The organism is Streptomyces sp. NPDC001156 (assembly GCF_053598275.1).
Genome location: NZ_JBSFJX010000088.1, coordinates 1 through 26,918 on the forward strand (window position 1 = coordinate 1; position 26,918 = coordinate 26,918).

24 protein-coding genes are annotated in these 26,918 nt (G+C 70.1%); 3 read left to right on the forward strand and 21 right to left on the reverse strand.

The features are described from left to right. Positions 1 to 169 precede the first annotated feature (169 nt). Together ACWDA7_RS31250 and ACWDA7_RS31255 are read right to left on the reverse strand one after the other, a co-directional pair. Positions 170 to 2,785 (reverse strand): ABC transporter permease/substrate binding protein, encoded by a 2,616-nt coding sequence (locus ACWDA7_RS31250; RefSeq protein ID WP_450608408.1) that lies wholly within the window; start codon positions 2,783 to 2,785, stop codon positions 170 to 172. Beyond that, entirely contained in the window at positions 2,778 to 3,863 is a 1,086-nt protein-coding gene (locus tag ACWDA7_RS31255; RefSeq protein WP_450608410.1) for a quaternary amine ABC transporter ATP-binding protein, read from the reverse strand. Before ACWDA7_RS31255 ends, ACWDA7_RS31250 begins: the two co-directional genes overlap by 8 nt. A 184-nt stretch (positions 3,864 to 4,047) precedes the next feature. On the opposite strand from ACWDA7_RS31255, the gene ACWDA7_RS31260 reads away from it, so the two are divergent. Together ACWDA7_RS31260 and ACWDA7_RS31265 are read left to right on the forward strand one after the other, a co-directional pair. Further along, entirely contained in the window at positions 4,048 to 4,977 is a 930-nt protein-coding gene (locus ACWDA7_RS31260; RefSeq protein ID WP_359390228.1) for a 5'-3' exonuclease, read from the forward strand. A 101-nt stretch (positions 4,978 to 5,078) separates the two neighbouring features. Next, positions 5,079 to 5,924, forward strand: a complete 846-nt coding sequence (locus tag ACWDA7_RS31265; RefSeq protein WP_432925857.1) for a siderophore-interacting protein — start codon at positions 5,079 to 5,081, stop codon at positions 5,922 to 5,924. Between the two features lie 59 nt (positions 5,925 to 5,983). Here ACWDA7_RS31265 and ACWDA7_RS31270 read toward each other — a convergent pair whose 3' ends face one another. The 3 genes from ACWDA7_RS31270 to ACWDA7_RS31280 all read right to left on the reverse strand — a co-directional run bounded on the left by ACWDA7_RS31270 (position 5,984) and on the right by ACWDA7_RS31280 (position 8,642). Then, the gene (locus ACWDA7_RS31270; RefSeq protein WP_450608412.1) at positions 5,984 to 6,760 is read right to left on the reverse strand and encodes an ABC transporter permease; all 777 of its coding nucleotides are present in this window, start codon (positions 6,758 to 6,760) and stop codon (positions 5,984 to 5,986) included. Further along, positions 6,757 to 7,770, reverse strand: coding sequence for an ATP-binding cassette domain-containing protein (locus tag ACWDA7_RS31275; RefSeq protein WP_450608414.1), 1,014 nt, complete (start codon positions 7,768 to 7,770; stop codon positions 6,757 to 6,759). The genes ACWDA7_RS31270 and ACWDA7_RS31275 overlap by 4 nt, the downstream gene beginning before the upstream one ends. A 221-nt stretch (positions 7,771 to 7,991) precedes the next feature. Beyond that, positions 7,992 to 8,642, reverse strand: coding sequence for a PadR family transcriptional regulator (locus tag ACWDA7_RS31280; RefSeq protein WP_450608416.1), 651 nt, complete (start codon positions 8,640 to 8,642; stop codon positions 7,992 to 7,994). 293 nt (positions 8,643 to 8,935) lie between these two features. Between ACWDA7_RS31280 and ACWDA7_RS31285 the strand changes: the two genes are divergently transcribed. Further along, entirely contained in the window at positions 8,936 to 9,877 is a 942-nt protein-coding gene (locus ACWDA7_RS31285) for a pseudouridine synthase (protein WP_450608418.1), read from the forward strand. Positions 9,878 to 9,881: 4 nt separating this feature from the next. Here the strand turns inward: ACWDA7_RS31285 and ACWDA7_RS31290 are convergent, their stop codons facing one another. The 16 genes from ACWDA7_RS31290 to ACWDA7_RS31365 all read right to left on the reverse strand — a co-directional run bounded on the left by ACWDA7_RS31290 (position 9,882) and on the right by ACWDA7_RS31365 (position 26,829). Beyond that, complete coding sequence (locus ACWDA7_RS31290) at positions 9,882 to 11,399, reverse strand: cytochrome P450 (protein ID WP_450608420.1); 1,518 nt, start codon at positions 11,397 to 11,399, stop codon at positions 9,882 to 9,884. An 86-nt stretch (positions 11,400 to 11,485) separates the two neighbouring features. Beyond that, a complete protein-coding gene (locus tag ACWDA7_RS31295) occupies positions 11,486 to 12,106 on the reverse strand; it encodes a GTP-binding protein (protein WP_450608421.1) in 621 nt (206 codons plus the stop codon). Next, on the reverse strand, positions 12,087 to 12,521 hold the full coding sequence (locus ACWDA7_RS31300; protein ID WP_450608422.1) for a DUF742 domain-containing protein: 435 nt from the start codon (positions 12,519 to 12,521) through the stop codon (positions 12,087 to 12,089). Before ACWDA7_RS31300 ends, ACWDA7_RS31295 begins: the two co-directional genes overlap by 20 nt. Then, on the reverse strand, positions 12,518 to 12,925 hold the full coding sequence (locus ACWDA7_RS31305) for a roadblock/LC7 domain-containing protein (RefSeq protein WP_450608424.1): 408 nt from the start codon (positions 12,923 to 12,925) through the stop codon (positions 12,518 to 12,520). The genes ACWDA7_RS31300 and ACWDA7_RS31305 overlap by 4 nt, the downstream gene beginning before the upstream one ends. Then, positions 12,922 to 14,535, reverse strand: coding sequence for a sensor histidine kinase (locus tag ACWDA7_RS31310; protein WP_450608425.1), 1,614 nt, complete (start codon positions 14,533 to 14,535; stop codon positions 12,922 to 12,924). Before ACWDA7_RS31310 ends, ACWDA7_RS31305 begins: the two co-directional genes overlap by 4 nt. Before the next feature lie 591 nt (positions 14,536 to 15,126). Continuing rightward, on the reverse strand, positions 15,127 to 17,934 hold the full coding sequence (locus ACWDA7_RS31315) for a DEAD/DEAH box helicase (protein ID WP_450608427.1): 2,808 nt from the start codon (positions 17,932 to 17,934) through the stop codon (positions 15,127 to 15,129). 158 nt (positions 17,935 to 18,092) lie between these two features. Further along, positions 18,093 to 19,037, reverse strand: a complete 945-nt coding sequence (gene tatC / locus ACWDA7_RS31320; RefSeq protein ID WP_450608429.1) for a twin-arginine translocase subunit TatC — start codon at positions 19,035 to 19,037, stop codon at positions 18,093 to 18,095. Between the two features lie 47 nt (positions 19,038 to 19,084). Beyond that, positions 19,085 to 19,363 (reverse strand): Sec-independent protein translocase subunit TatA, encoded by a 279-nt coding sequence (gene tatA / locus ACWDA7_RS31325; protein WP_432925878.1) that lies wholly within the window; start codon positions 19,361 to 19,363, stop codon positions 19,085 to 19,087. A gap of 338 nt (positions 19,364 to 19,701) precedes the next feature. Next, positions 19,702 to 19,896 (reverse strand): hypothetical protein, encoded by a 195-nt coding sequence (locus ACWDA7_RS31330; protein WP_361003082.1) that lies wholly within the window; start codon positions 19,894 to 19,896, stop codon positions 19,702 to 19,704. A 10-nt stretch (positions 19,897 to 19,906) separates the two neighbouring features. Beyond that, positions 19,907 to 20,251, reverse strand: a complete 345-nt coding sequence (locus tag ACWDA7_RS31335) for a hypothetical protein (RefSeq protein WP_450608431.1) — start codon at positions 20,249 to 20,251, stop codon at positions 19,907 to 19,909. Next, positions 20,248 to 21,276: a helix-turn-helix transcriptional regulator gene (locus ACWDA7_RS31340; RefSeq protein ID WP_450608433.1), complete on the reverse strand. Its 1,029-nt coding sequence runs from the start codon at positions 21,274 to 21,276 to the stop codon at positions 20,248 to 20,250. Before ACWDA7_RS31340 ends, ACWDA7_RS31335 begins: the two co-directional genes overlap by 4 nt. Positions 21,277 to 21,293: 17 nt before the next feature. Continuing rightward, a complete protein-coding gene (locus ACWDA7_RS31345) occupies positions 21,294 to 22,271 on the reverse strand; it encodes a helix-turn-helix transcriptional regulator (protein WP_450608435.1) in 978 nt (325 codons plus the stop codon). A 356-nt stretch (positions 22,272 to 22,627) separates the two neighbouring features. Continuing rightward, positions 22,628 to 22,999, reverse strand: a complete 372-nt coding sequence (locus ACWDA7_RS31350; RefSeq protein ID WP_359389668.1) for an FKBP-type peptidyl-prolyl cis-trans isomerase — start codon at positions 22,997 to 22,999, stop codon at positions 22,628 to 22,630. Positions 23,000 to 23,069: 70 nt separating this feature from the next. Then, complete coding sequence (locus ACWDA7_RS31355) at positions 23,070 to 24,071, reverse strand: FKBP-type peptidyl-prolyl cis-trans isomerase (RefSeq protein WP_450608437.1); 1,002 nt, start codon at positions 24,069 to 24,071, stop codon at positions 23,070 to 23,072. A gap of 127 nt (positions 24,072 to 24,198) precedes the next feature. After that, on the reverse strand, positions 24,199 to 25,560 hold the full coding sequence (gene pafA, locus ACWDA7_RS31360; RefSeq protein ID WP_359389661.1) for a Pup--protein ligase: 1,362 nt from the start codon (positions 25,558 to 25,560) through the stop codon (positions 24,199 to 24,201). 9 nt (positions 25,561 to 25,569) lie between these two features. Beyond that, on the reverse strand, positions 25,570 to 26,829 hold the full coding sequence (locus tag ACWDA7_RS31365) for an MFS transporter (protein ID WP_450608439.1): 1,260 nt from the start codon (positions 26,827 to 26,829) through the stop codon (positions 25,570 to 25,572). Positions 26,830 to 26,918 lie beyond the last annotated feature (89 nt).

Sequence of the window (26,918 nt, forward strand, 5' to 3'; positions counted from 1 at the left end):
CCCAGCGCGTGGACATCCACGACAACCGCTTCGTGCTCGACGAGTCGGTGGTCGGCGCCGAAACAGGGTTCGGCGCCCCCGGCCGGCCGGGTGTGACGCTGGGCGGGACCGCGGATCCGACGGGGTTGTCCGGATCCTTCCGGTACGGTACCCGCGGCCCCCGCACGGACTACTGCGGAGTCATCCGCTCCACCAGGTCCGGGTGCTGGTCCAGCCATGCGGCCACGGCGGCCTCCTCGTGGCCCTGACCGCGGTTCTTGATCTCGCTCTCCAGGCTGCCCAGTTCGGCCTCGCTCATCCGGAAGTTCTTGATCCACTTCGTGAGTTGCGGATACCGGTCCGGGAACGCCCGGGCGGAGATGGTGCGGATCGTGTTGCCCTCGCCGAACAGCTTCTTGTCGTCCTTCAGCTTGGTGAGCTGGTACTCGCTGTAGGCCCAGTGGGGCGACCACAGGACGACGGCTACGGGCTCCTTCTTGGCGTAGGCGCGCTTCAGCTCGGCGAGCATCGCGGGCGTGGAGCCGTCCACGACCTTGTACTCCTTGTCGAGGCCGTAGCCGGGCAGCACCTTCGTCTTCAGGAGGTTCATCTCGCCCGTGCCCGGCTCGATGCCGACGATCCGGCCGCCGAAGGTCTTCCCCTTGCCCTTGAGGTCCTCAAGGGACCTGACGTCCTTGACGTACGAGGGCACGGCGATCTCCAGCGACGTCGGCTGGTACCAGGTGCCGAGATCGGTGAGTTTGTCCTTGCTCTTGTCCCAGTAGTTCTGCTGCGCGTACGGGAGCCACGCGTCGAAGTTGAGGTCGAGGTCGCCGCCCGCCAGACCGGTGTAGACCGGGCCGACGTCCATCTGCTTGAGGTTCAGCTTGTAGCCGCGCCGCTCCAGGACGTTCTTCCACAGGTAGGTCACGGCCACGTCCTCGTCCCAGGGGAACCAGGCGACGTTCAGGGCGCGCTTCGCCTCGGCCGGGCTGCCGGCGGCGGAGTGCTGGACGGGGGCGAGCTTGTCCACGAGCCCGGGGTACTTCTTCAGCCAGGTGCGCACGGCGTCCTGCTGCCTGCCCTGGCCGACCTTGTTGATCTCCGCCTCAAGGCCGGTGAGCTGCTTCTCGTCCATCTTGAAGTTCTTCAGCCAGGTCCCGACGACGGGGTTGTCCTGCGCGAATCCCTTGCGGGAGAGCGTGTGCACCGAATCGCCGCTGCCCCAGGCGCCCATCGGGTCCTTCAGCTTCTTCAGGTCGTAGTCGTTGTACGCCCAGTGCGGCGACCAGAGCGTGACGACGATGGGCTCCTTCTTGGCGTACGCACGCTTGAGCTGCGCGAGCATCGCGGGCGTGGAGCTGTCGACGACCTTGTACTCCTTGTCGAGGCCGTACTTCTTCAGGACCGTGCTCTTGAGCAGGCCCATCTCGCCCGCGCTGGACTCGATGCCGGTGATCTGCCCGCCGAACGTGGCGGCCTTCCCCTTGAGGTCCGCCAGCGAGTCGATGCCCTTCATGTACGAGGGCACGGTCAGCTCCAGCGACGTCGGCCCGTACCAGGAGCCCACGTCGTCGATCCGGCTGCCGTACTTCTTCCAGTACTGCGCGTGCGTCGTCGGCAGCCAGGAGTCGGTCTCGAAGTCGACGTCGCCCTGGGCCAGCGAGGTATACAGCGGTCCGGCGTCGAACTGCTTGACGTCGACCTGGTACCCGCGCTGCTCCAGGATCTCCTTCCACAGGAAGGTGGAGGCGACGCCCTCGTCCCACGGGATGTAGCCGATGGTGATCTTCTTGCCCTGTCCGACGTTCTGTGCGTCGGCGGCGGTGGCGGACTTGTCCGCGCCGCCGAAGACGCCCATGCCGCCGGCGGCCAGCGCGAGCACGACCACACCGATCACGGCCACGGCGGGCCGGGGGCGGTACGACCAGATCTTCAGACCCCGCGCGGCGCGCAGCCGGGCGATCGCACGTCGGCCCAGCGGGGAGACCTGGGTGCCGAGAGCACTGGTCATCCGGTCCAGGTAGATCGCCAGGATGACGATGGCGACCCCGGCCTCGGCACCGAGTCCCACGTTGAGCTGGCCGATCGCCTCGTTCACGTCGCCGCCGAGGCCGCCCGTGCCGACCATGCCCGCGATGGCCGCCATGGACAGGCCCAGCATGATCACCTGGTTGACGCCGGCCATGACCGTGGGCAGGGCGAGCGGCAGCTGGACGCGCAGCAGCGTGTTGCGCGGGGTGGTGCCGAAGGCGTCGGCGGCCTCCACCAGCTCCTTGTCGACCTGGCGAATGCCGAGCTCGGTCATGCGCACGCCGGGTGCGAGGGCGAAGATCAGCGTGGCCACGATGCCGGCGGGCGCGCCGGTGCCGAAGAACAGGATCGCCGGGATGAGGTAGATCATCGCCGGCAGCGTCTGCATGAAGTCGAGCACCGGCCGCACGAGTCCGCTGATCCGTGCGGAGCGGGCCGCCCAGATGCCCACGGGCACGGAGATCACGAGCGCGATGAGGGTCGCCACCAGAACGAGCGACAGGGTCACCATCGCGTCCTGCCACAGCTCCAGGGAGTCGATGAAGGCGAATCCCACGAAGGTGAGGAGGCCGGCGGACGTGCCGCGCAGCCAGAACGCGATCACGGCGAGGATGCCCGCGAGCAGCAGCGGCTCGGGAGCCTGCAGGACGGTGTCGATGCCCTCGAAGGTGCCCTGGAACACGATCTTGCAGAAGTCGAACAGCCACCCCATGTGGTGCAGCAGCCAGTCGACGGCGGAGTTGACCCAGTCGCCGAACGGGATCCTAGGCACGAGCGGTCACCTTCCCGCCCTTGTCCTGCGGGCAGTCGCAGGGCTCGGGCCCCTCCGCCCGGTCGCCGAGGAAACCGACGAGGCGCTGCCGGGGCACGACGCCCACAAGCCGGCGCTCCTCGTCCAGCACTGCGACCGGGTGGCTGACGCCGGCGCTGATCGCGCACAGCTCCACGAACGGCGTGGCGGGCGTCGCGGTCGCGCAGTCGCAGTCCGCCTCGTCGCCCCGCACGGACGTGTCCATGACGGCGCCCGCGGTGAGCACCCTGGAGCGGTCGACGTCCTGGGTGAAGGAGGCGACGTAGTCGTCGGCCGGGTGCACCAGGATGTCCTCGGCGGTGCCGATCTGCACGATCCGGCCGTCCCGCATCACGGCGATGCGGTCGCCGAGGCGCATGGCCTCGTTGAGGTCGTGCGTGATGAAGACGATGGTCTTCTTCAGGGTCTTCTGCAGCTGGAGGAGCTGGTCCTGCATGTCACGGCGGATCAGCGGGTCGAGCGCGCTGAAGGACTCGTCCATCAGCAGCAGATCGGCGTCCGTGGCGAGGGCGCGGGCAAGGCCCACACGCTGCTGCATACCGCCGGACAGCTCGTCGGGCCAGGACTTCTCCCAGCCGGCCAGGCCACACAGGGCGAGCGCCTCGTCGGCACGCTTGACGCGCTCGGCGCGGGGCACGCCCTGCACTTCCAGACCGTAGGCGGCGTTCTCGCGGACGCTGCGGTGCGGGAAGAGCGCGAAGTGCTGGAAGACCATGCTGATCTTCCGTGAGCGGACCTCGCGCAGCTTGCGGGGGCCGAGAGCGGTCAGGTCCTGGCCGTCGAAGCGCACGTGTCCGCCGGTGGGCTCGAGGAGTCCGTTGAGCATGCGCAGCAGCGTGGACTTGCCCGATCCGGACAGGCCCATGACGACGAAGATCTGTCCGGGCGCCACGGTGAAGGAAGCGTCGATCACGGCGGCAGTGGTGCCGTCTGCGCGCAGTTCCTCGCGGCCGGCTCCCTGCCGGAGCCGTTCCACCGCCTCGTCCGGTCGTCTCCCGAACACCTTGTACAGGTGCTCGGCCTCAAGCGTGGCTGCCACTGCGTACCTCTCGTCTCGAAGCCTGCGAGCCGCTGCAAACGTTGAATCTGCAATCGGCATCGCTCCGAGCCGCGCTTGCCCCCGGCTGTCCAGGGCAAACGCCGAGGTGTTTCTCTTCACAAGACGTTAACGGGTGCCACGTAGCGCTCGGCACGGCAGTATGCCGTCAGTGCCGTACGGCATGATGCGCAAGGTGACCCGACGCCTGATGCTCCTCGACACCGCCTCGCTCTACTTCCGCGCCTACTTCGGCGTCCCGGAATCCGTGAAGGCCCCGGACGGCACGCCTGTGAACGCCGTGCGCGGGCTGCTCGAATTCATCGACCGCCTGGTCCGCGACCATCGCCCGGACGACCTGGTCGCCTGCATGGACGCGGACTGGCGCCCGCACTGGCGGGTCGAGCTGATCCCGTCCTACAAGGCGCACCGCGTGGCCGAAGAACACGCGGCGGGCCCGGACGAGGAGGAGGTGCCGGACACGCTGTCCCCGCAGGTGCCGGTGATCGAGGACGTGCTGGACGCGCTGGGCATCGCGCGCGTGGGTGTGGCGGGGTACGAGGCGGACGACGTGATCGGCACGTACACGGCCCGCGCGAAGGGCCCGGTGGACATCGTCACCGGTGACCGCGACCTGTACCAACTGGTCGACGACGCCCGCGGGGTACGCGTGCTGTACCCGCTCAAGGGCGTCGGGACGCTCCAGCTCACCGACGAGGCGTTCCTGCGGGCGAAGTACGGTGTCGACGGACCCGGTTACGCGGATCTGGCACTGCTGCGCGGCGACCCGAGCGACGGGCTGCCGGGGGTGCCGGGCATCGGCGAGAAGACCGCCGCGAAACTGCTCACCGAGTTCGGGGACCTGGCCGGGATCATGGCCGCGGTCGACGACCCGGCGTCCCGGCTCACCCCGGCGCAGCGCAAGCGGCTGGACGAGGCCCGTCCGTATGTCGCGGTGGCGCCCGAGGTGGTCCACGTCGCCGGCGACGTGCCGCTGCCCGAGGTGGACCCGGCCCTGCCTCGTGCCCCGCGCGACCCGGCCGCCGTGGACGCACTCGCGGCCCGCTGGGGCCTCGGCGGCTCCCTGCAGCGCCTGCTCACCACGCTTGGCATGTGACGGTTCCGGCAAGGGGTGTGAGCAAGCCTTCCTGGGAGAGGTGTCTACTGGAACGAGGTGCTAGCTTAGGTAAACCTAAGCGAGGGAACTGGGAGGCCGTCATGGCAGAGCGCCCGGCAGGCGGGGGCCGCAGGACCCACTCCGCGCAGGTCGTCCGCACCGAGCGACTGACCCCGCACATGCAGCGGGTGGTGCTCGGCGGAGACGGCCTGGCCGATTTCACGGTGGGCACCTGCACCGACCACTATGTGAAGCTGCTCTTCCCGGCCGAGGGCGTCACCTACCCGGAACCCTTCGACATGCAGCGCATCCGCGAGGAGGTCCCACGCGACCAGTGGCCGGTGGTCCGCACCTACACCGTGCGTGCCTGGGATCCCGAACACCGCGAGCTGACGCTGGACTTCGTCATCCACGGCGACGAGGGCCTCGCCGGGCCCTGGGCGTTGCGCGTCCAGCCGGGCCAGACCGTGCGCTTCATGGGCCCCGGCGGCGCCTACGCCCCGGACGCCGGCGCCGACTGGCATCTCCTCGCCGGGGACGAGAGCGCGCTGCCCGCGATCGCCGCCGCCCTGGAGGCGATGCCGGAGGGGGTGGAGGCGTACGCCTTCGTGGAGGTCTCGGGCCCCGAGGAGGAGCAGAAGATCGACTCCGATGTCGAGGTGGTCTGGCTGCACCGCGGGGATCGGCCGGTCGGCAAGGCGCTTCTGGAAGCGGTCCGCGCGCTGGAGTTCCCCGAGGGCCGCGTGCACGCCTTCGTGCACGGTGAGGCCAGTTTCGTGAAGGAGCTGCGCCGGCTGCTGCGGGTGGAGCACCACATCGCACGCGAGGACCTGTCGATCTCCGGGTACTGGCGGCTCGGCCACAACGAGGACGGCTGGCAGGCGTCGAAGCGGGAGTGGAACGCGCGGATCGAGGCGGAGCAGGAGGGCGCGGCACCGGCCGCGTGAGACATCGGCAAGGGGGCGGCACCCGCGGGGTGCCGCCCCCTTCGTCGTGCTCCGGACCCCTACACCGAACGCTGGTAGGACCGGAACGTCCGGATCGACAGCCACACCGCGAAGACCGCGAGCGCCAGCAGCGCCCCGCCCCGGCTGCCCACCGCACCCCAGTCAGGGTGCTGGGACATCGCCGAACGGCCTGCGACCATCGCCCAGTTGAGCGGGTTGAAGTCGGCGATGTGCCGCATCCACGAGGGCATCTGGGAGGGCGCCATGAACGCCGAGGACAGGAAGGTGAGCGGGAGCAGCAGGAAGGTGTTGATCCCGATGATCGACTCCCGCTCCTGCACCAGCATGCCCAGCGCGTTGGACAGAGCCCCGAAGACCGTGCCGAGCAGCACGGAGGCGAGCACGAGGATCGCGACCCCGCCGGCACCGCCCGGATAGTCGGCGCCGCCCAGCAGCCCGAGCAGCACGATGATCACCGATTGCAGGGCGGTGATCAGGCCGTTGTTGACGACGTTGCCGTTCATCAGCGCGGCCCGGCTGACCGGTGTGGTCAAGAAGCGGTTGAGCGTGCCCCGCTGGATCTCCTCCAGCGTGCCCATGCCCGCCCACATGTTGGAGCTGAGCGCGCTCATCACGACCACGCCCGGCACCAGGTAGTCCAGGTAGGAGGTGGTGCCGAAGCCGCCGAGCTCCACGACCTTCTTGAAGAGGTTGCCGAACAGGAACAGCCAGATCACCGGCTGGATCAGGGTGATGACGGCGTACGCGGGCTGCCGTGCGAACACCATGAGCTGACGCCGGGTCATGTACCAGGTCTGCGAGACGGCTGTGCTCATCGCGCACCTCCGGCAAGGGCGAGGACACCGGCGTCCTCGGCTTCGGCCTCGGAGAAACGCCGGCCCGCGTAACGCAGGTACACGTCGTCGAGCGAGGGGCGGGCCACGGTCGCCGCGGCGACACCGACCCCGGCGCGCTCGAGCGCCGCCAGCAGCGCGGGCATCGCCGCCGCACCGTCGTCGGCACGTACGCTGGCTCGGCGCCCGTCCAGGTGCACCTCGTGCACACCGGGCAGCCCGACCAGCGCGCCCCTGAGCAGCGTGCGTCCGGCATCGCCGACGGCTTCGCGCAGTTCCAGGTGGACCGCGTCGCCGCGCAGTTCGCCCTTGAGCGAGTCGGGGGTGCCCTCCACGACGACCCGGCCGCGGTCGACGATCGCGATGCGCTCGGCGAGCCGGTCGGCCTCTTCCAGATAGTGCGTGGTGAGCAGGATGGTGAGGCCCTCCTCACCGGCGAGCCGGGCGATCTCCTCCCACATGGCGGTACGAGCTTCCGGGTCGAGTCCGGTGGTGGGCTCGTCGAGGAAGAGCACTTCCGGCCGGTGCACGAGTCCGAGCGCGACGTCGAGACGGCGTCGCATACCACCGGAGTAGCCCTTGACCTGGCGGCCGGCGGCATCGGTGAGCGTGAAGCGCTCGAGCAGCTCGTCCACCCGTGCGTTGACCGCTCGGCCCTTCAAGCCGTAGAGCCTGCCCTGGAGTTGGAGGTTCTCGCGGCCGGTGGCGACCGGGTCGGCACCGGAGTTCTGGGCTACTACGCCGATCGCGCGGCGTACCCGGTCGGGGTGGCGCAGCACGTCGTGGCCTGCGACGGTGGCCGAGCCCGAGTCGGGGCGGGCCAGAGTGGTGAGGATCTTGACGGTGGTGGACTTCCCGGCACCGTTCGGGCCGAGGAGCCCGAAGACGGTGCCCGGCTCGACGGTGATGTCCATGCCGCTCAGCGCGGTGACATCTCCGGAATAGGTCTTGATCAGCTGGCGCGCCTCGACTGCGGGCGCACGGGTGGTCATGACGACTGCTCTCCTTGGACAGCGGGCGGCGGGTCCGCATGCGCGGAGGGCACGCCGCCGGGATCAGCGGATGACGGCTGATCCGTGTGAAGAGCACCGGGCTATCCTGGGTGTGCCGCACCTCGATCGCCTGGGTGTGCCTCACGGCGGATTCAGCTCGGGGTTCGAGACCCTGGCGGGACTGCTGCAACAGCCCTGCCGGGGTCCTTTCCTTGTGGCGGCTACGGACTTTCGCGTTCGCCGCCGTCCAGTTGCGCAAACTCCTCGGGGACCTCCCCCGTCTCACTGAAGGTCCGCCACTCCTTGACGCCGGGTAGCGTGCCCGACCTGATCTCCGCGAGGAAGCCGCGCACCCACGCGGCCTCCGCCTCGATCATGTGGAGTTTGTACTCGGCCTCGACGAGGAAGAGCCGGGGAAGCGTCTCGTAGAGCTTCTCCAGGCCACCGCGCGCGCTCGCGGCCTGCACCTCGAGGGTGTCCAGCCGCTCCCTGAGGAGACGGGCCACCTCGTCGGGGTGGAGCACTCCCATGAGCGAGAGGGCCGCCTCGAAGATGGGGAACTCCTGCGCGGGGACGGCCAGCAGATCCGAGAGCCACTCGGTGGCCTCTTCCCGTCCGGCGTCCGTGATGCCGTAGAGCGTGCGTTCGGGCCGGTTGCCCTGGCGCTGCACATCGGCGACCTCGACGAAACCGTGTTTCTCCAGATTCTGGACGACGGTGTAGAGCGACCCGTAGTTGATCTTCAGACTGGTGTCCTTGCCACGGCGGCGCAGGGTCTGGGCGATCTCGTACGGGTGCATGGGTTTCTCGGTGAGCAGCACCATGACCGCCAGTGCCAGCGGGTTGGCCAGCTTTCGGCGTTTCGTCGCCACGGAGGTTCACCTCGATCCGTCTCCGAATATCCGTTCACGAACATATCGCGACCGGGATCCGGGAGTCAACACACACGATATATCGCGCTCGCGGTGCGCGAGGACTTCGGTGCAGAGCTGGTGGCGGCCCCGCGGTGGCTCCGCGGGACTGGTCGCTGAAAGTCCCCGAAGACGGCCGGCACCGGAATGCCGATCACCTTCCATCCGCCAGGCGCCGGGCAGAGGAGCCGGACGCCGGGGACCCATCCGTCTCATCGGCCAGGCCACCGCGGCACCTCGTACGCTTGGCGGTGATGCGACGTAAGGCCCGGATCCCGCCCTCTCCCCTCCCCCAGCGCGAGGGGGTCGATCCCGTACGGGTGCGGCTCCCGTTCGACGGCGAGTGGGCCACCGTGCGGGACCACCTCGTGGCCCGGCTCGCGGCCGGGGACGGGGTCATCGACGGCATGCTCGACGCGGGCCGGATCGTCGGGGCGGACGGCCGTGCCGTCCCGCCCGACGCGGTGTACGTACCGGGCATGTACGTGTGGTTCCACCGTGCGCTGCCCGACGAGGTGCGGGTGCCCGAGCCGGTCGAGGTGGTCTACCGCGACGAGCACCTCGTCGTCGCCGACAAGCCGCACTTCCTCGCCACCACCCCGCGCGGCAGCCATGTCGCCGAGACCGCCCTCGCCCGGCTGCGCCGCGACCTCGGCATACCGGCCCTGTCGGCCGCCCACCGGCTCGACCGGCTCACCGCCGGGCTGGTTCTGTTCACGGTGCGACCGCACGAGCGCGGCAGCTACCAGACGCTGTTCCGCGACCGGCGGGTCCTCAAGGAGTACGAGGCCGTCGCCCCCTATCGGCCCGAGGTCGCGCTGCCGCTGACCGTCCGCAGCCGGATCGTCAAGGAGCGCGGAGTCATGACGGCCCGGGAGGTCACGGGCGAGCCCAACGCGGTCAGCCGGATCGAACTGCTCGAGCACCACGGCGGGCGCGGGCGCTACCGGCTGCTCCCCCGCACCGGCCAGACCCACCAGCTGCGGGTACACATGAACGCGCTGGGGCTGCCGATCCTCGGCGATCCCCTCTATCCGCTGGTCGCCGACCCACGACCGGACGGTGACTTCCGGAACCCGCTCCAACTGCTGGCGCGGTCGCTGGAGTTCACCGATCCAGTCACGGGGCGCGAGCACCGCTTCGTCAGCGGGCGGGTCCTCCAGGCCTGGTCGGCGTACGACGAGTGGGCCCGATAGCGGCTCAGTCGCCCCGCCACCAGCGCAGCACCCGCTGCCACAGTCCGGGGCGGCTCCGATCGCCGGCCGGGTCCGCCGGGGACGGCCCGGTGGCGGGATGGGGCGACGCCGACGGAGGGGCCGTCGGCTCGGGCGCCGGCCCGGTGGTCTCGGGTCCGGGAGTCGTGATCAGCCAGCCGGGGCGCTGGTGCGGCACCGCGTGCATGGCGGGCCGCTGTGTCACCTCCTGGCGCGGCCTCGGCTCGAACCGCACCGGGAGCTCCACCAGGTGGCGCGAGGCGATGGACCCGGTCCAGCGCAGTTCGTCCTCGTCGCAGTCCAGCCGGATGTCCGGCAGCCGCATCAGTAGCGCGTCGACGCCGGTGTCGGCGATGGCACGGCCGACGTCCTGACCCGGGCACTCGTGCGGGCCGCCACCGAAGGCGAGGTGGGAGCGGTTGCCCTGCATGCCGGCGGCGAGGTCGGGCCGTACCCGGGGGTCGACGTTGCCGGGCGCGATGCCCAGCAGCAGTCCGTCGCCCTTGCGGATGCGCCGGCCGCCCAGTTCGGTGTCCTGCTTGGCGAAGTAGCCGAGGATGGTGCTGAACGGCGGCTCGTCCCACAGGGACTGCTCCACCGCCTCGGGCACCGTCATCTGCCCGCCGTTGAGCTGGGCCCTGAACCGCGGATCGGTGAGCACCACCCGCAGTACGTTGGCGAGGAGGTTGGCGGTGGCCTCGTAGGACGCGATCAGGACGAGGCGCAGATGCTCTCTGATCTCGTCGTCGGTGAGCCCTGCCGGGTGGTTGACCAGGTGGCTGGTGAAGTCGTCCTCGGACTGGGCCCGGCGCGCGGCGGTGAGCCGGGTCAGGGCGTCCACGATGTACTGGTTGCTGGCGATCGCGGTCTCGGTGCCCTTGAGCATGTCGCGGGCGGCATGCACGATGTGGTCGCCGTACTCGTCGGGCATACCGAGGACCTCGCACATCACCGCCATCGGCAGATGGTCGGCGAACTGGCCGACCAGGTCGGCACGGCCCTCCTCGCAGAACCGGTTGACGAGGGCCTGGGTGGCGCGGTTGATGTAGCGGCGCAGCCCCCGGTAGTCGATGGTCGAGATGGCGCCGGTGACGGCACCGCGCAGCCGCAGGTGCTCGTCTCCCTCGGCGTACGAGCAGATGGGCTGCCAGGCGAAGTGCGGTGTCAGCGGGTGGTCGGGCTTGATGTGGCCGGACAGCAGCGGTGCCCAGACCCGGCTGTCCCGGGTGAAGTGCGCGGGGGAACGCACCATGTGCAGGTTCTCGCTGTGTCCGAGCACCACCCAGATCGGCACGTCGTCGTGGAGCAACGCGGGCGCCACCGCACCGTGTTCGGCGCGCATCTTCTCGTACAGGGCTCCCAGGTCCTCCGCCTCTGGGCCGAACAGCCGGTGCGCTCCGCCGGGGCCGCGGCCGTGCGCCGGGCAGCCGGGCGGCGGGACGGGTCCGGCGTCATCTGTACTGGTGAGGTCCCGGCCGGTCAGGGGGTGGGATTCAGGCGTCACGATGATCGCTCCGAGGCTGAGGTTGGGTCCGGTGTCGGGGGCTGGGGACGGGCGATGGGGACGGGTACGACGCGTGCGTGTGCGGGTCAGACGGGCGCGCGGGTCACGGCCAGGGCGTGCAGGAAGCGCATCAGCGTCATCAGCACCTCGCGACTGGAGGCCCGGCGCCGTGCGTCGCACTCCACGATCGGGATCTCGTCGGGCAGGTCGAGTGCCGCCCGGAGTTCCTCCATGGGGTAACGCGGGGCGTCGGGGCAGGAGTTGGCGGCGATCACGAAGGGCACGCCGTGCTCCTCGAGGCGGCCGATGACGTCGAAGCTCACCTCCGGGCGGCGAGTGTCGAGCAGGACGACCGCGCCGAGGGCGCCCTCGAACAGGCCGTTCCACAGGAACCAGAAGCGCTCCTGGCCCGGGGTGCCGAACAGGTACAGCACCAGTTGCTCGGTGATGCTGATCCGGCCGAAGTCCATGGCCACGGTGGTGGCCGTCTTGCTGTCGGAGCCGAAGTTGTCGTCGACCCCGAGGCCTGCCTGGGTCATGGTCTCCTCGGTCGTCAGCGGCCTGATCTCGCTGACCGAACCGACCATGGTCGTCTTGCCCACTCCGAAGCCGCCCACTATCACGATCTTGACCGCGGCCTGCGTGGTGTGCGGCAGGTGGTCCTCGGCCCGTGGACCCGGGATGGTGTCAGAGCCTTTGCAGTCCATGCATCACCGCTTCGAGGAGGGCACGGTCGGGCGTCGCCTGCCGGACGATGGGGGCGCGGGCCTGGACCAGTTCGGCCGCCAGCAGGTCGGTGAGCAACACGGTCACCACGCTGAACGGCAGGCTGAGGCAGGCCGAGATCTCGGCCACGGACAGGGGTGCCCGGCAGAGCCGGAGCAGCGCCGAGTGCTCCGGCGTGGCCGTGGGCGGTGGGTCGGCGCTCGCCACGATCAGGGTGACCAGGTCGATGGGGGCCCGCTCGCCCCCGTCGGTCGCGCCGGTGAGGATGTACAACCGCTCGGGGTTCTTCGCCTCGCCCTCCTTCCCGGTGCCCGCTATATCGAGTGTGCCGGGTGTGTCGGGCTCCGGCGGAGGCTGCTGTTCGGGGTGACGCCGACGGCGTTGCGGAGGAGTCATACGGCCTGCCCGTTGCGGCGTGGCGGACTTGCGAGGTGGGAGCCGATGCGTAGGACCAGGTCGCGCATCCGGTTGCTCATCAGCCCGGCCTCCGCGACGGTGTCGGCGAGCACGGCCAGGTACGCGTTGGGGCCTGCCGCCATCATGTAGAAGTAGCCGCCGTCGATCTCGATGATGACCATGCGCATCCGGCCGTCGCTGTCCGGGATCTCGGCGGCGACGGCTCCGGCCAGGCTCTGCAGTCCGGCGCAGGCCGCGGCGACCCGGTCGGCCGCGTCGGGGTCACCGCCGTAGCGGGCGATGCGCAGTCCGTCGGCGGAGAGCACCACGACCTGGTGCACGCCCGGTACGCCGTCGGCGAGTTCCTTCAGCAACCAGTCGAAGTTGCCTCGCTGCTGGATCACTTGAAGTCCCCCTCGTCGGCCTGGGCGGCTGCCGGTTCGTCGTCGGTGAAGTGCGGATCGCCGGCCGGAGGCCCGGCGGAGAAGGCGTTGGGATCCGGGTCGGCCTTGAGCCCGTGCATGAACGCCTCGACCCATAGCCCGGGTGGCGGCTCCTCCTTCTCCGGATCCGGCTCCGGCGCCCACGGAGAGTGCGTCGCGGCCTCCGCGGCCTTGGCCGCCGCCTCGGCCGCGGCGGCCTCCGCGATCCGCTGGCTCAGCGGGATCTTGACCCGGCTGCGACGCTGCGGCAGCCCGCCCGCGGTCCACTCGGTGACCACCGGGACGTCGTCCTCCATGGCGATCTGCTCCGGGATCCGGGGCCCGGTGGTGGGGCGGCGCTTCTTGGCCTTGCGCTCGGGGCCCTCGACCCCGTCGTTGTCCAGGGTCGGCACCGAGGTGGCGCCGATGCCGTGGGCGAACCCCGGCGCGGGGTCGGTGGTGAGCATGTCGTTGGGGATCACGACGATGGCGCGGACGCCGCCGTAGGCGGACTGCCGCAGCGAGACATGCATGTTGAACATCGACGACAGGCGCCCGACGACGGCGAGCCCGAGGCGCGGGGCCTCGCCGAGCTCCTGCACGTCGACACCGGCCTGTGCCTCGGCGAGCTTGCGTTCGACCCTGGTGCGGCTCTCCTCGCTGAGGCTGATGCCGCCGTCCTCGATCTCCACGGCGATGCCGGTCTGCACTTCGGTGGCGGTGACGTGCACCTTGGTCTGGGGCGGCGAGTAGCGCGTCGCGTTGTCGAGGAGTTCGGCGGCGGCGTGGATGATCGGCTCGACCGAGATGCCCTTGATGTTGACCTCGGCGATGGAGTGCAGCTCGATACGGCGGTACTCCAGGATGCGGGACATCGCGCCGCGCAGCACGCTGTACAGCGGGACGGGCTGGGGCCACTGGCGCCCGGGGCGGCCGCCGCCGAGGACGGCGATGGAGTCGGCGAGGCGTCCGATCAGCGCGGTGCCGTGGTCGATGCGCAACAGGTCGTCGAAGACCTCGGGGCTGCGGCCGTGGTCCTCCTCCATCTCCCTGAGTTCCTTGGCCTGCTGATGGACGATGGCCTGGACGCGGCGGGCGATGTTGACGAAGGCGCGCTGCGAGGAGTCGCGCATCGCGATCTCGCGGTCGACGATCTGGAGCAAGGTCCGCAGAAGGTGCCGCTGCGGCTGGGGAAGGCCGCGGAACTGCGGACTGCGGTCGACGACCGTGCGGATCACCTCGGCGGGAGAGACGCCGCCGCGCAGGGTGTCGAGGGCCCGGGGCAGGATCTCGCTGCGGAAGTACTCGATGTCGTCGTCCTGGGAGGCGATGCGCTGTTCCAGGTAGGCGGTGCGCTGTGCGAAGTCGGCGCGCAGGGCGCGGACGGTGCGGCCGCGGCGTGCCGCCAGCGCCGCGACGGCCGTCACCAGGCCCGTGGCGACGGCTCCGCACCAGCCGACCGTGGCCCGGGCCTGATCCGGGACCACCGCTGCGGCGGCCCCCGTCGCCGCCGCCATCAGTATGACGGGCAGCAACAACTCGCGCGCGTAGGGAAGTTCACGGCCACCGGGAGGCGATTGGACACTCACCATGTATGCCCTCTGAGACGAATCGGCTGTTTCGGGAGACTTGCAGCGGGAAGGCGGGGGTATATCCCGGATCAGGCGTGGGGATAAAACGGAATTCTCTGTACATTTTATGAGCAGACGAGCGATTTCACATCAACTCGGTGCGTCGCGGGCGAGCTTAGTCCGGCCGGATCATCGCCGTGTCATATTCAGCAAGCACCTGAAATGCCTTCAGGGGCGGGAGTAATCTCAGCCTATTTACACGCTGCGGCATTATTTGAACACGCAACGTCACGGCGTACTGGTATGCGAGTCAGGCCGCTCTCCGAACGAACACCCGCTTTGCAGGGGTGCGTTGAGGGAGTGTCAAGCCCCGGCGACGCGCAGTGCAGCGTCCGCCGTCGCCGGCGTCCTGTGCGAGCCGAGCGCCCTCGCGGACGCCGAGGACATCACGCGGTACGGGGCTGGCGGGCCTGTCTGAACCGCCGCGCGGGCCGGCGCCCCTGAGGGGCCCTGGAGCGGCAGGCGGCTCCGCCGCGCGGGCGCGATCGACCGAACACGGTCCGCAAGCCGCAGAGCCGCCTGCCGCTCCGATATCTCAGGCGCGGGTGACCGTCACCCCACCGAGGAGTACGCCACCACACCGCGCAGCAACGCGTCGACCGCCTTGCGCGCGTTCTTCGCCACGGTCGAGCCCTCCACGGGCGCGGCGGCCGAGATCTGGCCGAGGACGTCGATGACCTGCTTGCACCAGCGCACGAAGTCGCCGGCCGGCATCTCGGCCTCGCGCAGCACCTCGTCGAGGCCCTTGCCGCTCGCCCACATGTAGGCGGCCCAGGCGAAACCGAGGTCCGGCTCGCGCTGGCCGACGCCCTCGGTCTGGTTGATCCGGAACTCCTCCTCGAGGCCGTCGAGCCGGCCCCAGATGCGCACCATCTCGCCGAGCGCGGCCTTGGCCTTGCCCGACGGCAGCTTCGGCGCCATCGCGTCGTCACCCACCCGGGCCTCGTACACCAACGCCGAGACACACGCGGCCAATTCGGGCGGGGCGAGGCCCTCCCAGACACCCTCGCGCAGGCATTCACTGGCGAGCAGGTCCAGTTCACCGTACAGCCGCGCGAGGCGCTTTCCGTTCGCGGTCACCTCGTTGGCGCGCAGGTAGTCCAGCTCCGTGAGCAGGGCGACGATGCGGTCGAAGGTGCGGGCGATGGTGTTCGTCCGGCCCTCGATACGGCGCTCCAGCTGGGAGGTGTCGCGCGACAGGCGGTGGTAGCGCTCGGCCCAACGGGCGTGGTCCTCACGGTCGTTGCACCCATGACAGGGGTGGGCGCGCAGGGCCGTGCGCAGCCGGGCGATCTCACGGTCGTCGGCGGCCGCGGACCGCTTCTTGCGGTGCCGCTCCGCCGGGATGTGGCCGGCCTTGGTGCGCAGCGCGGAGGCGAGGTCCCGACGGGACTGCGGTGAGCGTGGGTTGAACGACTTCGGGATGCGCATCCGCTCCAGCGGCTCGACCGGCACCGGGAAGTCCATGGACGCGAGCCGTTTCACCTGCCGCTCGGCGGTCAGCACCAGGGGGCGCGGGCCGTCCTGGTGCTCGAAACCGCGATGGCCGTTGGAACGGCCGGCCGGCAGCCCGGGGTCGAGCACCAGGGCGAGGCCCGCGTACTTGCCGGTGGGGACGTGGATGACGTCGCCGGGCTTGAGCTTCTCCAGGGCGACCGCCGCCTCGGCGCGGCGCTGTGCGACGCCCTGCCGGGCCAGCTCCGTCTCACGGTCCTTCAGTTCGCGGCGCAGCCGGGCGTATTCCTCGAAGTCGCCGAGGTGGCAGGTCATGGACTCCTTGTAGCCCTCGAGCCCCTCTTCGTTGCGCTGGACCTGGCGCGAGATGCCGACGACCGACTTGTCGGCCTGGAACTGCGCGAAGGACGTCTCGAGGAGTTCGCGCGAGCGGTGCCGGCCGAACTGCTCGACCAGGTTGACGGCCATGTTGTACGACGGCCGGAAGCTGGAGCGCAGCGGATAGGTACGCGTGCCCGCGAGGCCCGCGAGGTGCTCGGGGCTCATTCCGCGCTGCCACAGCACGACCGCGTGGCCCTCGACATCGATGCCGCGGCGGCCGGCGCGGCCGGTCAGCTGGGTGTATTCGCCGGGCGTGATGTCCGCGTGCTGCTCGCCGTTCCACTTGACGAGCTTCTCCAGCACCACCGAGCGGGCGGGCATGTTGATGCCGAGCGCCAGGGTCTCGGTGGCGAACACGGCCTTGACCAGGCCGCGTACGAAGAGCTCCTCGACGACCTCCTTGAACGTCGGCAGCATGCCCGCGTGGTGGGCGGCGATACCGCGCTCGAGACCCTCCAGCCACTCGTAGTAGCCCAGGACGTGCAGGTCCTCGGGCGGGATCGAGGCGGTGCGCTCCTCGACGAGGGCACGCACCTGCTCGCGCTCCTCCTCGCTGTTGAGCCGCAGCCCTGCGTACAGGCACTGCTCGACGGCGGCCTCGCAGGCGGCCCTGCTGAAGATGAACGTGATGGCGGGCAGCAGGCTTTCGGCGTCGAGCCGTTCGATGACCTCCGGTCTGCTGGGCGTCCACACCCGGGCGCGCTGTCTGCGCTCCCGCTCGCGGTCGGCCTCGCGCATGGCGCGACCGCGCCGACGGTCCGTGTAGGAGGGGCGGCTCGCCTCCATCCGGGCCAGACGGGTCAGGTCGGGGTTGACGGCCTTCCGATGGCCCTCACCCTCCTCGAACAGGTCGTACATCCGGCGCCCGGCCAGCACGTGCTGGAACAGGGGCACGGGCCGGTGCTCGGAGACGATCACCTCGGTGTCGCCGCGGACGGTGTCGAGCCAGTCGCCGAACTCCTCGGCGTTCGACACGGTCGCCGACAGTGACACCAGCGTCACCGACTCGGGCAGATGGATGATGACCTCCTCCCACACGGCGCCGCGGAAGCGGTCGGAGAGGTAGTGCACCTCGTCCATGACCACGTAGCCGAGGCCGAGGAGGCTCTGCGAACCCGCGTAGAGCATGTTCCGCAGGACCTCGGTGGTCATCACGACGATCGGGGCGTCCGAGTTGACGCTGTTGTCGCCGGTGAGGAGGCCGACCTTGTCCGCGCCGTAGCGGCGGCACAGGTCCGAGTACTTCTGGTTCGACAGCGCCTTGATGGGTGTCGTGTAGAAGCATTTCTTGCCCTGCCGCAGGGCGAGGTGGACGGCGAACTCGCCCACGATCGTCTTGCCGGAGCCGGTGGGCGCGGCCACCAGTACGCCCTTCCCCGCCTCGAGCGCCTCGCAGGCCTCGATCTGGAAGGGGTCGAGGCCGAAGTCGTACATCTCGCGGAAGGAGGCGAGCGCGGTGGCCTGCTCGGCAGCGCGCCTGCGGGCTGCCGCGTACCGCTCGGCCGGTGAGAGGTCCTGTGTCATCGTACTTTCGAGCGTACCGGCCTCACTGACAACGGGACGATCATTATCAGGATCGGGCCCGTGACCGGCGCGGGAACGGCAAGGGCCCCGACCGGTTACACCGGTGGGGCCCGCGGACTGCGACGGTCGCGGAACGCTCCGCTACCGTGCCGGTCAGGTCAGGTCACGTCGTCGTAGCCGTTGACCCGGTCCGTGCCGGAGGGCTCGGCCGGGGCACCGCCCGCCGAGACCGACTCGACCTCGCCGATGTCCTCGGGGGTGAGGTCCAGGTCGGAGGCCTCGTCGTCGCCCGGTCCTCCGGCGTCGCGGATCCGCTTGCGCCGGTCGTTGAGCAGCGAGAAGGCGACCGCGCCGAAGTAGAGCACCCAGATCGGCCCGGCCAGCGCCAGCATGGAGATCGGGTCGGTGCTCGGGGTGGCCACAGCCGCGAAGACCGTGATGCCGAGGATCATGGCCCGCCACCAGCCGAGCATCCGCTGGCCGGTGAGCACCCCGGTGAGGTTGAGCATGATCAGCAGCAGGGGCAGCTCGAAGGAGAGCCCGAAGACGACGACCATGCGCGTGACGAGCTGGAGCAGGTCGTCGAGCGGCAGCAGGTTGTCCACGCCGGTCGGCGTGAAGTCGATGAGCACCTTCGCGGTGGTGGGCAGCACCCGGTAGGCGAAGAACGCGCCGCCGAGGAAGAGCGGAACGCCGGTGCCCACGAACGCGTAGGCGTACTTCCGCTCGTGCCGGTGCAGGCCCGGCGCGACGAACGCCCACAGCTGGTACAGCCAGACCGGCGAGGCGAACACGACACCGGCCATGAGAGAGACCTGCAGCGCCAGGGTGAAGGGGGCGAGCAGGCCGTTGATCGTGATCCGCGCACACTGGGTGTGGTCAGTCGACTTCGCCAGTTCCGCGAAGCTCTTCCCGCAGCCGACCGAGTCGAGGATCGGCTTGGTGAGGAAGTTGATGATGTCGTTGTAGAAGAAGGCAGCGACGATGGTGACCAGGATGATGGCCAACATCGCCTTCGCGAGCCGGTTGCGGAGCTCACGAAGGTGGTCCGCAAGGGGCATCCGCCCCTCGGGGTCCTTCTCCTTGCGGGCAGGCTTGGGCAACCCACGTCCTCATCTCATGCGGCGGGCCGATGGATCCCGGCCCTGCGTCAGCGCTGGGTGGTGTCCGTGGGCTCGTTGACCGGGCGGGAGCTGGTCACGTCACCGGGGGCCGCCTGGATGGTGCGCTGCGCGGACGCCTCGTCGTTCGGCGGGCCGGCGGGGGCGGACGGCTTGCCGTCGTCCTTCATCGCCTTGGCCTCGCTCTTCAGGATGCGCGCGGACTTGCCGAGGGAGCGCGCCATGTCCGGAAGCTTCTTCGCGCCGAACAGCAGGATGATGACGACGAGGATGAGAATGATCTCGGGAGCTCCGAGCCTTCCGAACATAAGTCTTTACCTTCTCACCGAGGCGGCATGGGTGGGCGTGCTGCCCGAACAGTCGGACATGTGTCCGACGCCCGTTCAGCGATCGTAACGCCCAGGGGTGAACGTGGGGCAATCCCTGTGCGTACTCCCGGTCTGCGGTCCGAGCCTCTATCTGCGGGCCGCGATCAGAGCGTACCTGTCCACGGACGGAAGAAGACAGGCTGTGGCAATCCATCCCCTGTCGGCGGGCGGCAGATGTGCGGCACACGGAGACCCCATTGAACTGGGTGCGCGTCTGCGGAAACGTCCCCGCACAGGGCGTCGGCCGAACCGGTGCCCGCTGCGGACTCACACCCTGTTCATATCCGTTCCGCGGCACGGGCGGCGCCGACGGACACCCGCTCCAGGTCCTCCGCGGCGCGGTTGATACGGCGCGTCGAGTCCGCGACCTGCCGGCCGAGGCGCTCCGCCTCCACGAAGACGCGGACGGCGAGCACACCCAGAACGGCGAGCCCCAGGAACCCGAGGGCGATCGCGAGCATCGGCCAGAACATGACGTCGAGCCTAGAGGGTGGAGTGCAGCCGCAGGGTCCGCACCCCGCCCCCGGTGAGCAGTTCGACGATGCGGTCCCCCGCCGGCTTGCGGACCGAGGCGCCGCACTCGGGGCAGGTGAACGAGTAGAAGGTGGTCTTGCTGGTGGCACCGATGGCCAGCCGCAGCGCGCTCGCCCCCAGCTCGAAGCGGGCCCGGCAGTCCGGGCAGCCGGCCCTGAAGACCACGTCCGCCACCCTTCTCATACCGGCGAACGCCGTCCGCACCGACACCTCCGCGGCCTCGGCCGCCTGCGCCGCCGCATCGGCCGGAGCCTCGGGCAGCTCGGGAGTTCCAGACTTCGCCGACGTGCTCACAGCCCCTGCTCCTGCCTGTCGTACAGCCCGTCCTGAACCCCGTCCGGCCTGTCGTACGCCTCGAGCGCCTCGGCCGCCGCCCGGCGGGCGCTGTCCGCGAGGTCCTGCGGCGACACGATCCGTCCGTCGCGCCCGAGCCGCAGTGCCAGCCGGCGCAGCGACGCAGGATCCGGGGTCCGCAAGGTGATACGCAGCCCGCCGTCCGGCAACTCATCCGCGCTGTCGTGCGGGTAGTACTCGGCGACCCAGCGACCACCCGGACCGACCTCGACGACCACCTCGGGGTCCTCGGCGGCGGGCTGGACGAGTCCCTCGGAGAGGTCGCGCAGCTCGACCTCCGGAGGCGCCGAGGGTTCGTCCAGAATCCTGATCTCGGCGACCCGGTCCAGCCGGAAGGTGCGCCGCGCCTCCGAGCGCCGGCACCACGCCTCCACATAGGTGTGGCCCACGCTGACCAGGCGGATCGGGTCGATCTCGCGCTCGGTGACCTCGTCCCGGGCCGGCGAGTAGTAGCGGATCCACAGGCGGCGGCGCTCGGAGATGGCCCGATCGACGTCCGCGAAGACCCCGCCCTCGGACTCGAAGGTCACCGAGAGCCGCGAGCTGGCACCCGCCGCCTCACCGGCCGCGGTCTCCACCTTGGCGGTGGCCCGCAGCAGCGCCTGCCGGTCGCCCTCCCGCAGACCCGGCAGGGTGGCCACGGCCCGCGCGGCCACCAGCAGCGCGGTCGCCTCGTCGGCCGCCAGGCGCAGCGGCTCGGCGGCCTCCGCGCCGAGCGCGGCCGGGTTGTGCCACCAGATGCGCTCGCCGTCGGTGTCGATGTCCAGCAGATCGCCGCCCCGGAAGCTGGTGCCGCACATCGGCAGCACATCGAGGTCCGAGACCAGCTCGTCCTCGGTGATCCCGAAGGCCCGGGCGACGTCCTCGATTCGGGCGCCGGGGCGCTCCCGCAGATAGGTCACCAGGGAGAGCATCCGCCGGGTCTGGTCGATGGCGTTCGCCGGTCTGGCCGGTTTGGCTGCCACTGTCGTACCTCTCCTCCTCAGCCCTTGGCCACGGCGCGCAGCCGGTCCACGACGTCGGAACGGAGCTCCGCCGGCTCCAGGACGACGACGTCCGGCCCGAACTCGACCAGCCAGGCGTCCAGACCGTGCCCGTACGGAATCTCCAACTCGTCCCAGCCGTCGCCGAGTTCCCGCACGGCGGTGGCCTTCGCACGAAGGGGGTAGCCCGCGTCCGTGCGCAGCCGGATCCGGGCCGTGCGGTCGGCCGTCTCCCCCGCCCAGCTCGCCACGGTCTCGCGGACGGTGACCACGTCGGGCACCTGCGCGGTGAAGCCGCCGCCGCGGCTGCGCACCTTGCCGGTGATCCGGGAGAGCCGGAAGACGCGCTCGGCGTTCCGGTCGCGGTCCCAGCCGGCCAGATACCAGTGGCCGCGCCAGCACTCGAGCGCCCAGGGCTCGACCTGCCGGGTCTCGGGGCGGGCGGCGTTGGCCTTGCGGTAGTCGAAGACGACCGGGCGGCGGTCGCGGCAGGCGAGCATCAGCGGCTCGAACGCCGCCTCGTGCACCGGGATGCGCGGCTCCAGCGCCCCGTGGGCCTCGTAGGGGTCGACGTCCTCGGGAAGTCCGGCCGCGCGGAGCTTCTGCAGCGCGCCGCTCGCGGCTCCGGCGAGGCGGGCCTGCTGCCAGACCTTGGCGGCCAGACCGAGCGCGGCGGCCTCCTCGGCGTCCAGCGTGATCGGCGGGAGACGGTTGCTGTCACGGCGGGCGAGATAGCCGACCTCGCCGTCCAGGTTCTCCACGGTCTCGATGACCAGGCCCAGCTCGCGCAGGTCGTCCTTGTCGCGCTCGAACATGCGGTTGAAGGAGTCGTCGGAGCCGCCCGTGCCCTTCTCCGGCCCGAACGCCTCGACATACGCCTCGATGGACTCGCGCAGCTCCCGCTTGCTGAGCGGCCGCCGCGTCCCCAGCAGACACAGCGCCAGGTTCATCAGCCGCTCGGCCTTGGCAATGGCCATCGACGCCCTTCGCCTCCCCATGATGCTTACGATCGACGACCGTACCGCTCGCGGGTGTCCCGGCAAAAGCCGAAGGCCCATGCCCGCACAGGCATGGGCCTCAGATGATCGTTTCCGGTCGGGCACCGTGCCGCCGTCGTACGGCGACCGGCCCCGGTCCGACGACACCCGCCCGGGCCGGATCCGGCGCATCGGCCGCACCCCGACCACCGGCGCGCGGCGACCGGTCCGCGCCCGACGCGACACGCCCGACGCGACGGCGGGCGCACCCAGCGGGGCAGCGGTCACCCATCCCCGGATCACCACTCAGGGGATCCGGGAGGAGAGTGACCGCAGGAAGGTGACCGGACCCCGGATCAGACCGCGACCAGGTCGCAGACGAAGATCAGAGTCTCGCCAGGCTTGATCCGGCCGCCCGCGCCACGGTCGCCGTAGGCGAGGTGCGCCGGAATGGTCAGCTGGCGACGGCCGCCGACCTTCATGCCCTGCACGCCCTGGTCCCAGCCCTTGATGACCTGACCCACACCGAGCTGGAACTTCAGCGGCGTGCCACGGTTCCAGGACGCGTCGAACTCCTCGCCCGTGGAGAAGGCCACGCCCACGTAGTGGACGGAGACGGTGTCGCCCGCCTTGGCCTCCGGGCCGTCACCCTCCCAAATGTCCTTGATCTCGAGGTCGGCCGGGGGCTCGCCGCCCGGGAAGTCGATCTCGGGCTTGTCGATGCTCACGTCAATAGCTCCTGCTAGTTCGTGTTGAGGCCATTGCGGCACTTCCGACACTCTCACATCCCTGAAGGCGTTACATCTTCGCCAGGATGTCGACCGAGAAGACGAGGGTGGAGTCCTTCTTGATGCTGCTGCCGGGGGGCGGGTTGTCGCCGTACCCCAGCTTCGGCGGGACGACGATGAGGACACGGCTGCCCACCTTCTTGCCGGTCAGCCCCTCGGCCCAGCCCTTGACGACCTGCTGCAGCGAGAACGACGCGAGCTGGCCGCGGCTGTACGTGGAGTCGAACTCCTTGCCGGTGTCCCACAGCACGCCCTTGTACTGCACCAGCACCGTGCTGTCCGCGGTGACCGCCGGGCCGTCGCCCTCCAGCACGTAGTTCGACACGAGGCCCGTCGGGGCCTTCGTCTTCGGCACGTCGATGGAGGGGGCCTTGCCGTCGGTGTTCGTGCCCACCTTCGGCAGGTCCGCCCTGTTCTGCGGGACCGCCGTGCCCTTCGCGGAGCTCTTCCCGTTGAAGGCGTTCTCGATGTCCACCACGAAGACCAGCGTGTCGGTGCCCTTGATACCCGCCTGGGTATTGCCCTGCGCGCCGTACCCCCAGGTCGGGGGCACGGCCATCTCCACCCGGCTGCCGACCTTCTTGCCCGGCAGCGCATACCGCCAGCCGTCGATGATGCCGCCCGGGGCCAGCTGGATCACCAGCGGCGTCTTGCGGTCGTAGGAGTTGTCGAAGACCTTGGCCGTGCTCCAGATCTGGCCCAGGTAGTTCGCCTGGATGTAGTCGTTCTCCGCGACCGGCTGGCCGGTGCCCGGGATCACCGTCCTGACCGCCAGGTCCTGCGGCGGGGCGCCGGGCCCCTTGGCGATGATCGGTTTCTCGCCGAACTTGGTACCCGCGGTGATGGCCGGCAGCGGCCCCTCGACGATCTTCGGCGAGGGAGCGGCGGAGGTGGCGGGCGCCGAGGGGGACGGACTTGCGCTGGCCTTGCTCTTGCCGGACCCGCCGCCGCATCCGGCGAGCGTGACCAGTCCGGCGGGCAGGGCGGCAAGGAGGAGTGAACGTCGGCGCACGGTGGGGCCTCGTAATCGGTCGATCTTGATTGATGGCGTGCGCGCAACTCTACGGCGTGAGGAGGGCGCCGCACGGCAAACGTGCGACGCCCGCGTTGCGTTCCGGCGATATCCGGGGAACGCCTCCTCACATTCCGGCGATCAGCTTCTCCACCCGGTCGTCCACCGACCGGAACGGGTCCTTGCACAACACGGTGCGCTGCGCCTGGTCGTTGAGCTTCAGATGCACCCAGTCCACCGTGAAGTCACGGCGCTGTTCCTGCGCACGGCGGATGAAGTCGCCGCGCAGCCGAGCCCGAGTGGTCTGCGGAGGAACCGACTTGCCCTCGAAGATCTTCAAGTCGTTGCAGATCCGGGTGGCTTGGCCCTTCTTCTCCAGCAGGTAGTACAGGCCGCGGCGACGGTGGATGTCGTGGTAGGCGAGGTCTATCTGAGCGACCCGCGGATGCGACATCGTCATGTTGTGCTTGGCCCGGTACCGCTCGATCAGCTTGTACTTCATCACCCAGTCGATCTCGGTGCCGATCCGGTCCAGGTCCTCCGCCTCGATGGCGTCCAGCGTGCGGCCCCACAGCTCCAGGACCTGCTCCACGATGCCCGTACGGATCCCGCGGCGCTCGCAGAAGTCCACGGCCTTCTCGTAGTACTCGCGCTGCACCTCCAGGGCGGAGGCCTCACGACCGCTCGCCAGGCGCACCTTGCGGCGGCCCGTGATGTCGTGGCTGACCTCGCGGATCGCCCGGATCGGGTTCTCCAGGGTGAGATCCCGCATCACCGTGCCCGCCTCGATCATGCGCAGCACCAGGTCGGTCGCGCCGACCTTGAGCAGCATGGTCGTCTCGGACATGTTCGAGTCGCCCACGATGACGTGCAGGCGGCGGTAGCGCTCGGCGTCCGCGTGCGGCTCGTCACGCGTGTTGATGATGGGCCGGGAACGCGTCGTCGCCGAGCTGACGCCCTCCCAGATGTGCTCGGCGCGCTGGCTCACGCAGTACACGGCACCCCGCGGCGTCTGCAGCACCTTGCCGGCGCCGCACAGCAGCTGCCGCGTGACCAGGAACGGGATCAGGATGTCCGCAAGCCGCGAGAACTCGCCGTGCCGCGCCACCAGGTAGTTCTCGTGGCAACCGTAGGAGTTGCCCGCCGAGTCGGTGTTGTTCTTGAAGAGATAGACGTCGCCCGCGATTCCCTCCTCGTGCAGGCGGCGTTCGGCATCGACCAGGAGCCCTTCGAGAATGCGCTCGCCAGCCTTGTCGTGGGTGACCAGTTCGATCACGTTGTCACATTCGGGTGTCGCATATTCCGGATGTGAGCCCACGTCGAGATACAGGCGGGCACCATTCCGCAGAAACACATTGCTGCTGCGGCCCCATGACACGACACGGCGGAAGAGGTACCGCGCCACCTCGTCAGGCGACAGGCGGCGCTGTCCCCTGAACGTGCACGTGACGCCGTACTCGTTCTCCAGCCCGAAAATGCGGCGGTCCATGAGTGAACATTACGCCCGATCCCCCGAGCTGAAACGAGGTTCGACAGCACGGTTTGGATCATTTTCCGGTGAAGCTGCAACCACCGCACCCCCAGCGGGAACTGCGAGGACCCGCCCCGTCGCCAGCAGCACCAGCAAGGACACCGCTCCGGCGGCACCCGGCAGCGCGAACCCCCACAGTGCGCCGCCCGCCTGCACGACCGGCCCCGCAAGCCCCGTACCGACCGACGCCCCCACTGTGAACGTCGTCACGAGCCACGAGAACGCCTCCGTGACCGTCCCGCTCGGCGCATGCCGGTCCACGATGATGAACGCACAGGCGATACAAGGCGCCAGGAACACTCCCGCGAGCGCCGTGAGCAGCACCATCGCCACCACACCCGGCATCAGCATGAGCGGCAGATAACACACCGCCAGAAGCCCCACGAGCACGCGCAGTCGCCGCTCCGGCGCACCCGACCACTGCCGCGCCCCGTACACGGTGCCTCCGACCAGGGCCCCGAGCCCCAGAGCGGCCATCAGCCAGCCGTACACCCCGTCGCCGCCGTGACCGTCGGCGTACGAGACGGCCGCCACCGTGATGGAGCCCAGCGCGATCCCCACGGACAGGAACGCGCCGAGCAGCGCCAGCAGCCCCCGCGAACGCAGGGCACCGAGCCAGTGCGCCTCACGCGGCGCCGAGCTCCACCCGCGTGACGGCGGCGAGACGACGACCGACAGCGCCCCCAGGACACCGATGACATTGAGTACGACCAGGGCCACTCGGGCGGACCACACGGCCGCACACACGGTCACCAGCAGCGGGCCGACGGTGAACATCACCTCCTGGGCGACGGCATCCATCGCGTACGCCGTGGGCACCTGCTCCTTGCGGCGCAGCACGACCGGCCACAGAGCACGCAGACCGCCCTCCAGAGGCGGCGTGAACAGTCCGGCGACCGCGACGGCGGCATACGCCCATCCGGGTGGCTCGACGCCCATCAGGGCGAACCCGGTCATCGCGAGGGCGGAGACCACCGCGGCCGGGAGCTGCACCCGCGGCTGCCCGCGCAGATCCACGAGACGGCCGAGCAGGGGCTGGCCCACCGCGTTCGCCACCCCGTACACCGCGGCGAGCGCACCGGCGAGGCTGTAGGTGCCGCCCTCGGCCCGCACGAACAGCACCACCGCGATCGCAGCGGTCGCGTTCGGCAACCGGCCCACCAGCGTCCCGACGAGCAGGCGCGCGGCATGCCTCTCCCGGAGGATCTCGAGGTAACCCGCGGTCATGCCCGCCCCTTCTCCTGCTCCATCGCCTGCCGTCCCCGGACTTCCGCGACCTCCGCCGTGCCCGTGACTCCTGACGTTGTACGTATAAC

What these genes read in the sequence shown, in the direction of transcription:
- ACWDA7_RS31310 (WP_450608425.1), bottom strand. Translation starts at nt 14,535, where the DNA reads ATGGTGAGTGTCCAATCGCCTCCCGGTGGCCGTGAACTTCCCTACGCG.
- pafA (WP_359389661.1), bottom strand. Translation starts at nt 25,560, where the DNA reads ATGGACCGCCGCATTTTCGGGCTGGAGAACGAGTACGGCGTCACGTGC.
- ACWDA7_RS31275 (WP_450608414.1), bottom strand. Translation starts at nt 7,770, where the DNA reads ATGACCACCCGTGCGCCCGCAGTCGAGGCGCGCCAGCTGATCAAGACC.
- ACWDA7_RS31265 (WP_432925857.1), top strand. Translation starts at nt 5,079, where the DNA reads ATGGCAGAGCGCCCGGCAGGCGGGGGCCGCAGGACCCACTCCGCGCAG.
- ACWDA7_RS31345 (WP_450608435.1), bottom strand. Translation starts at nt 22,271, where the DNA reads ATGGCCATTGCCAAGGCCGAGCGGCTGATGAACCTGGCGCTGTGTCTG.
- ACWDA7_RS31295 (WP_450608421.1), bottom strand. Translation starts at nt 12,106, where the DNA reads ATGGACTGCAAAGGCTCTGACACCATCCCGGGTCCACGGGCCGAGGAC.
- ACWDA7_RS31315 (WP_450608427.1), bottom strand. Translation starts at nt 17,934, where the DNA reads ATGACACAGGACCTCTCACCGGCCGAGCGGTACGCGGCAGCCCGCAGG.
- ACWDA7_RS31330 (WP_361003082.1), bottom strand. Translation starts at nt 19,896, where the DNA reads ATGTTCTGGCCGATGCTCGCGATCGCCCTCGGGTTCCTGGGGCTCGCC.
- ACWDA7_RS31260 (WP_359390228.1), top strand. Translation starts at nt 4,048, where the DNA reads ATGCGCAAGGTGACCCGACGCCTGATGCTCCTCGACACCGCCTCGCTC.
- ACWDA7_RS31270 (WP_450608412.1), bottom strand. Translation starts at nt 6,760, where the DNA reads ATGAGCACAGCCGTCTCGCAGACCTGGTACATGACCCGGCGTCAGCTC.
- tatA (WP_432925878.1), bottom strand. Translation starts at nt 19,363, where the DNA reads ATGTTCGGAAGGCTCGGAGCTCCCGAGATCATTCTCATCCTCGTCGTC.
- ACWDA7_RS31285 (WP_450608418.1), top strand. Translation starts at nt 8,936, where the DNA reads ATGCGACGTAAGGCCCGGATCCCGCCCTCTCCCCTCCCCCAGCGCGAG.
- ACWDA7_RS31300 (WP_450608422.1), bottom strand. Translation starts at nt 12,521, where the DNA reads ATGACTCCTCCGCAACGCCGTCGGCGTCACCCCGAACAGCAGCCTCCG.
- ACWDA7_RS31365 (WP_450608439.1), bottom strand. Translation starts at nt 26,829, where the DNA reads ATGACCGCGGGTTACCTCGAGATCCTCCGGGAGAGGCATGCCGCGCGC.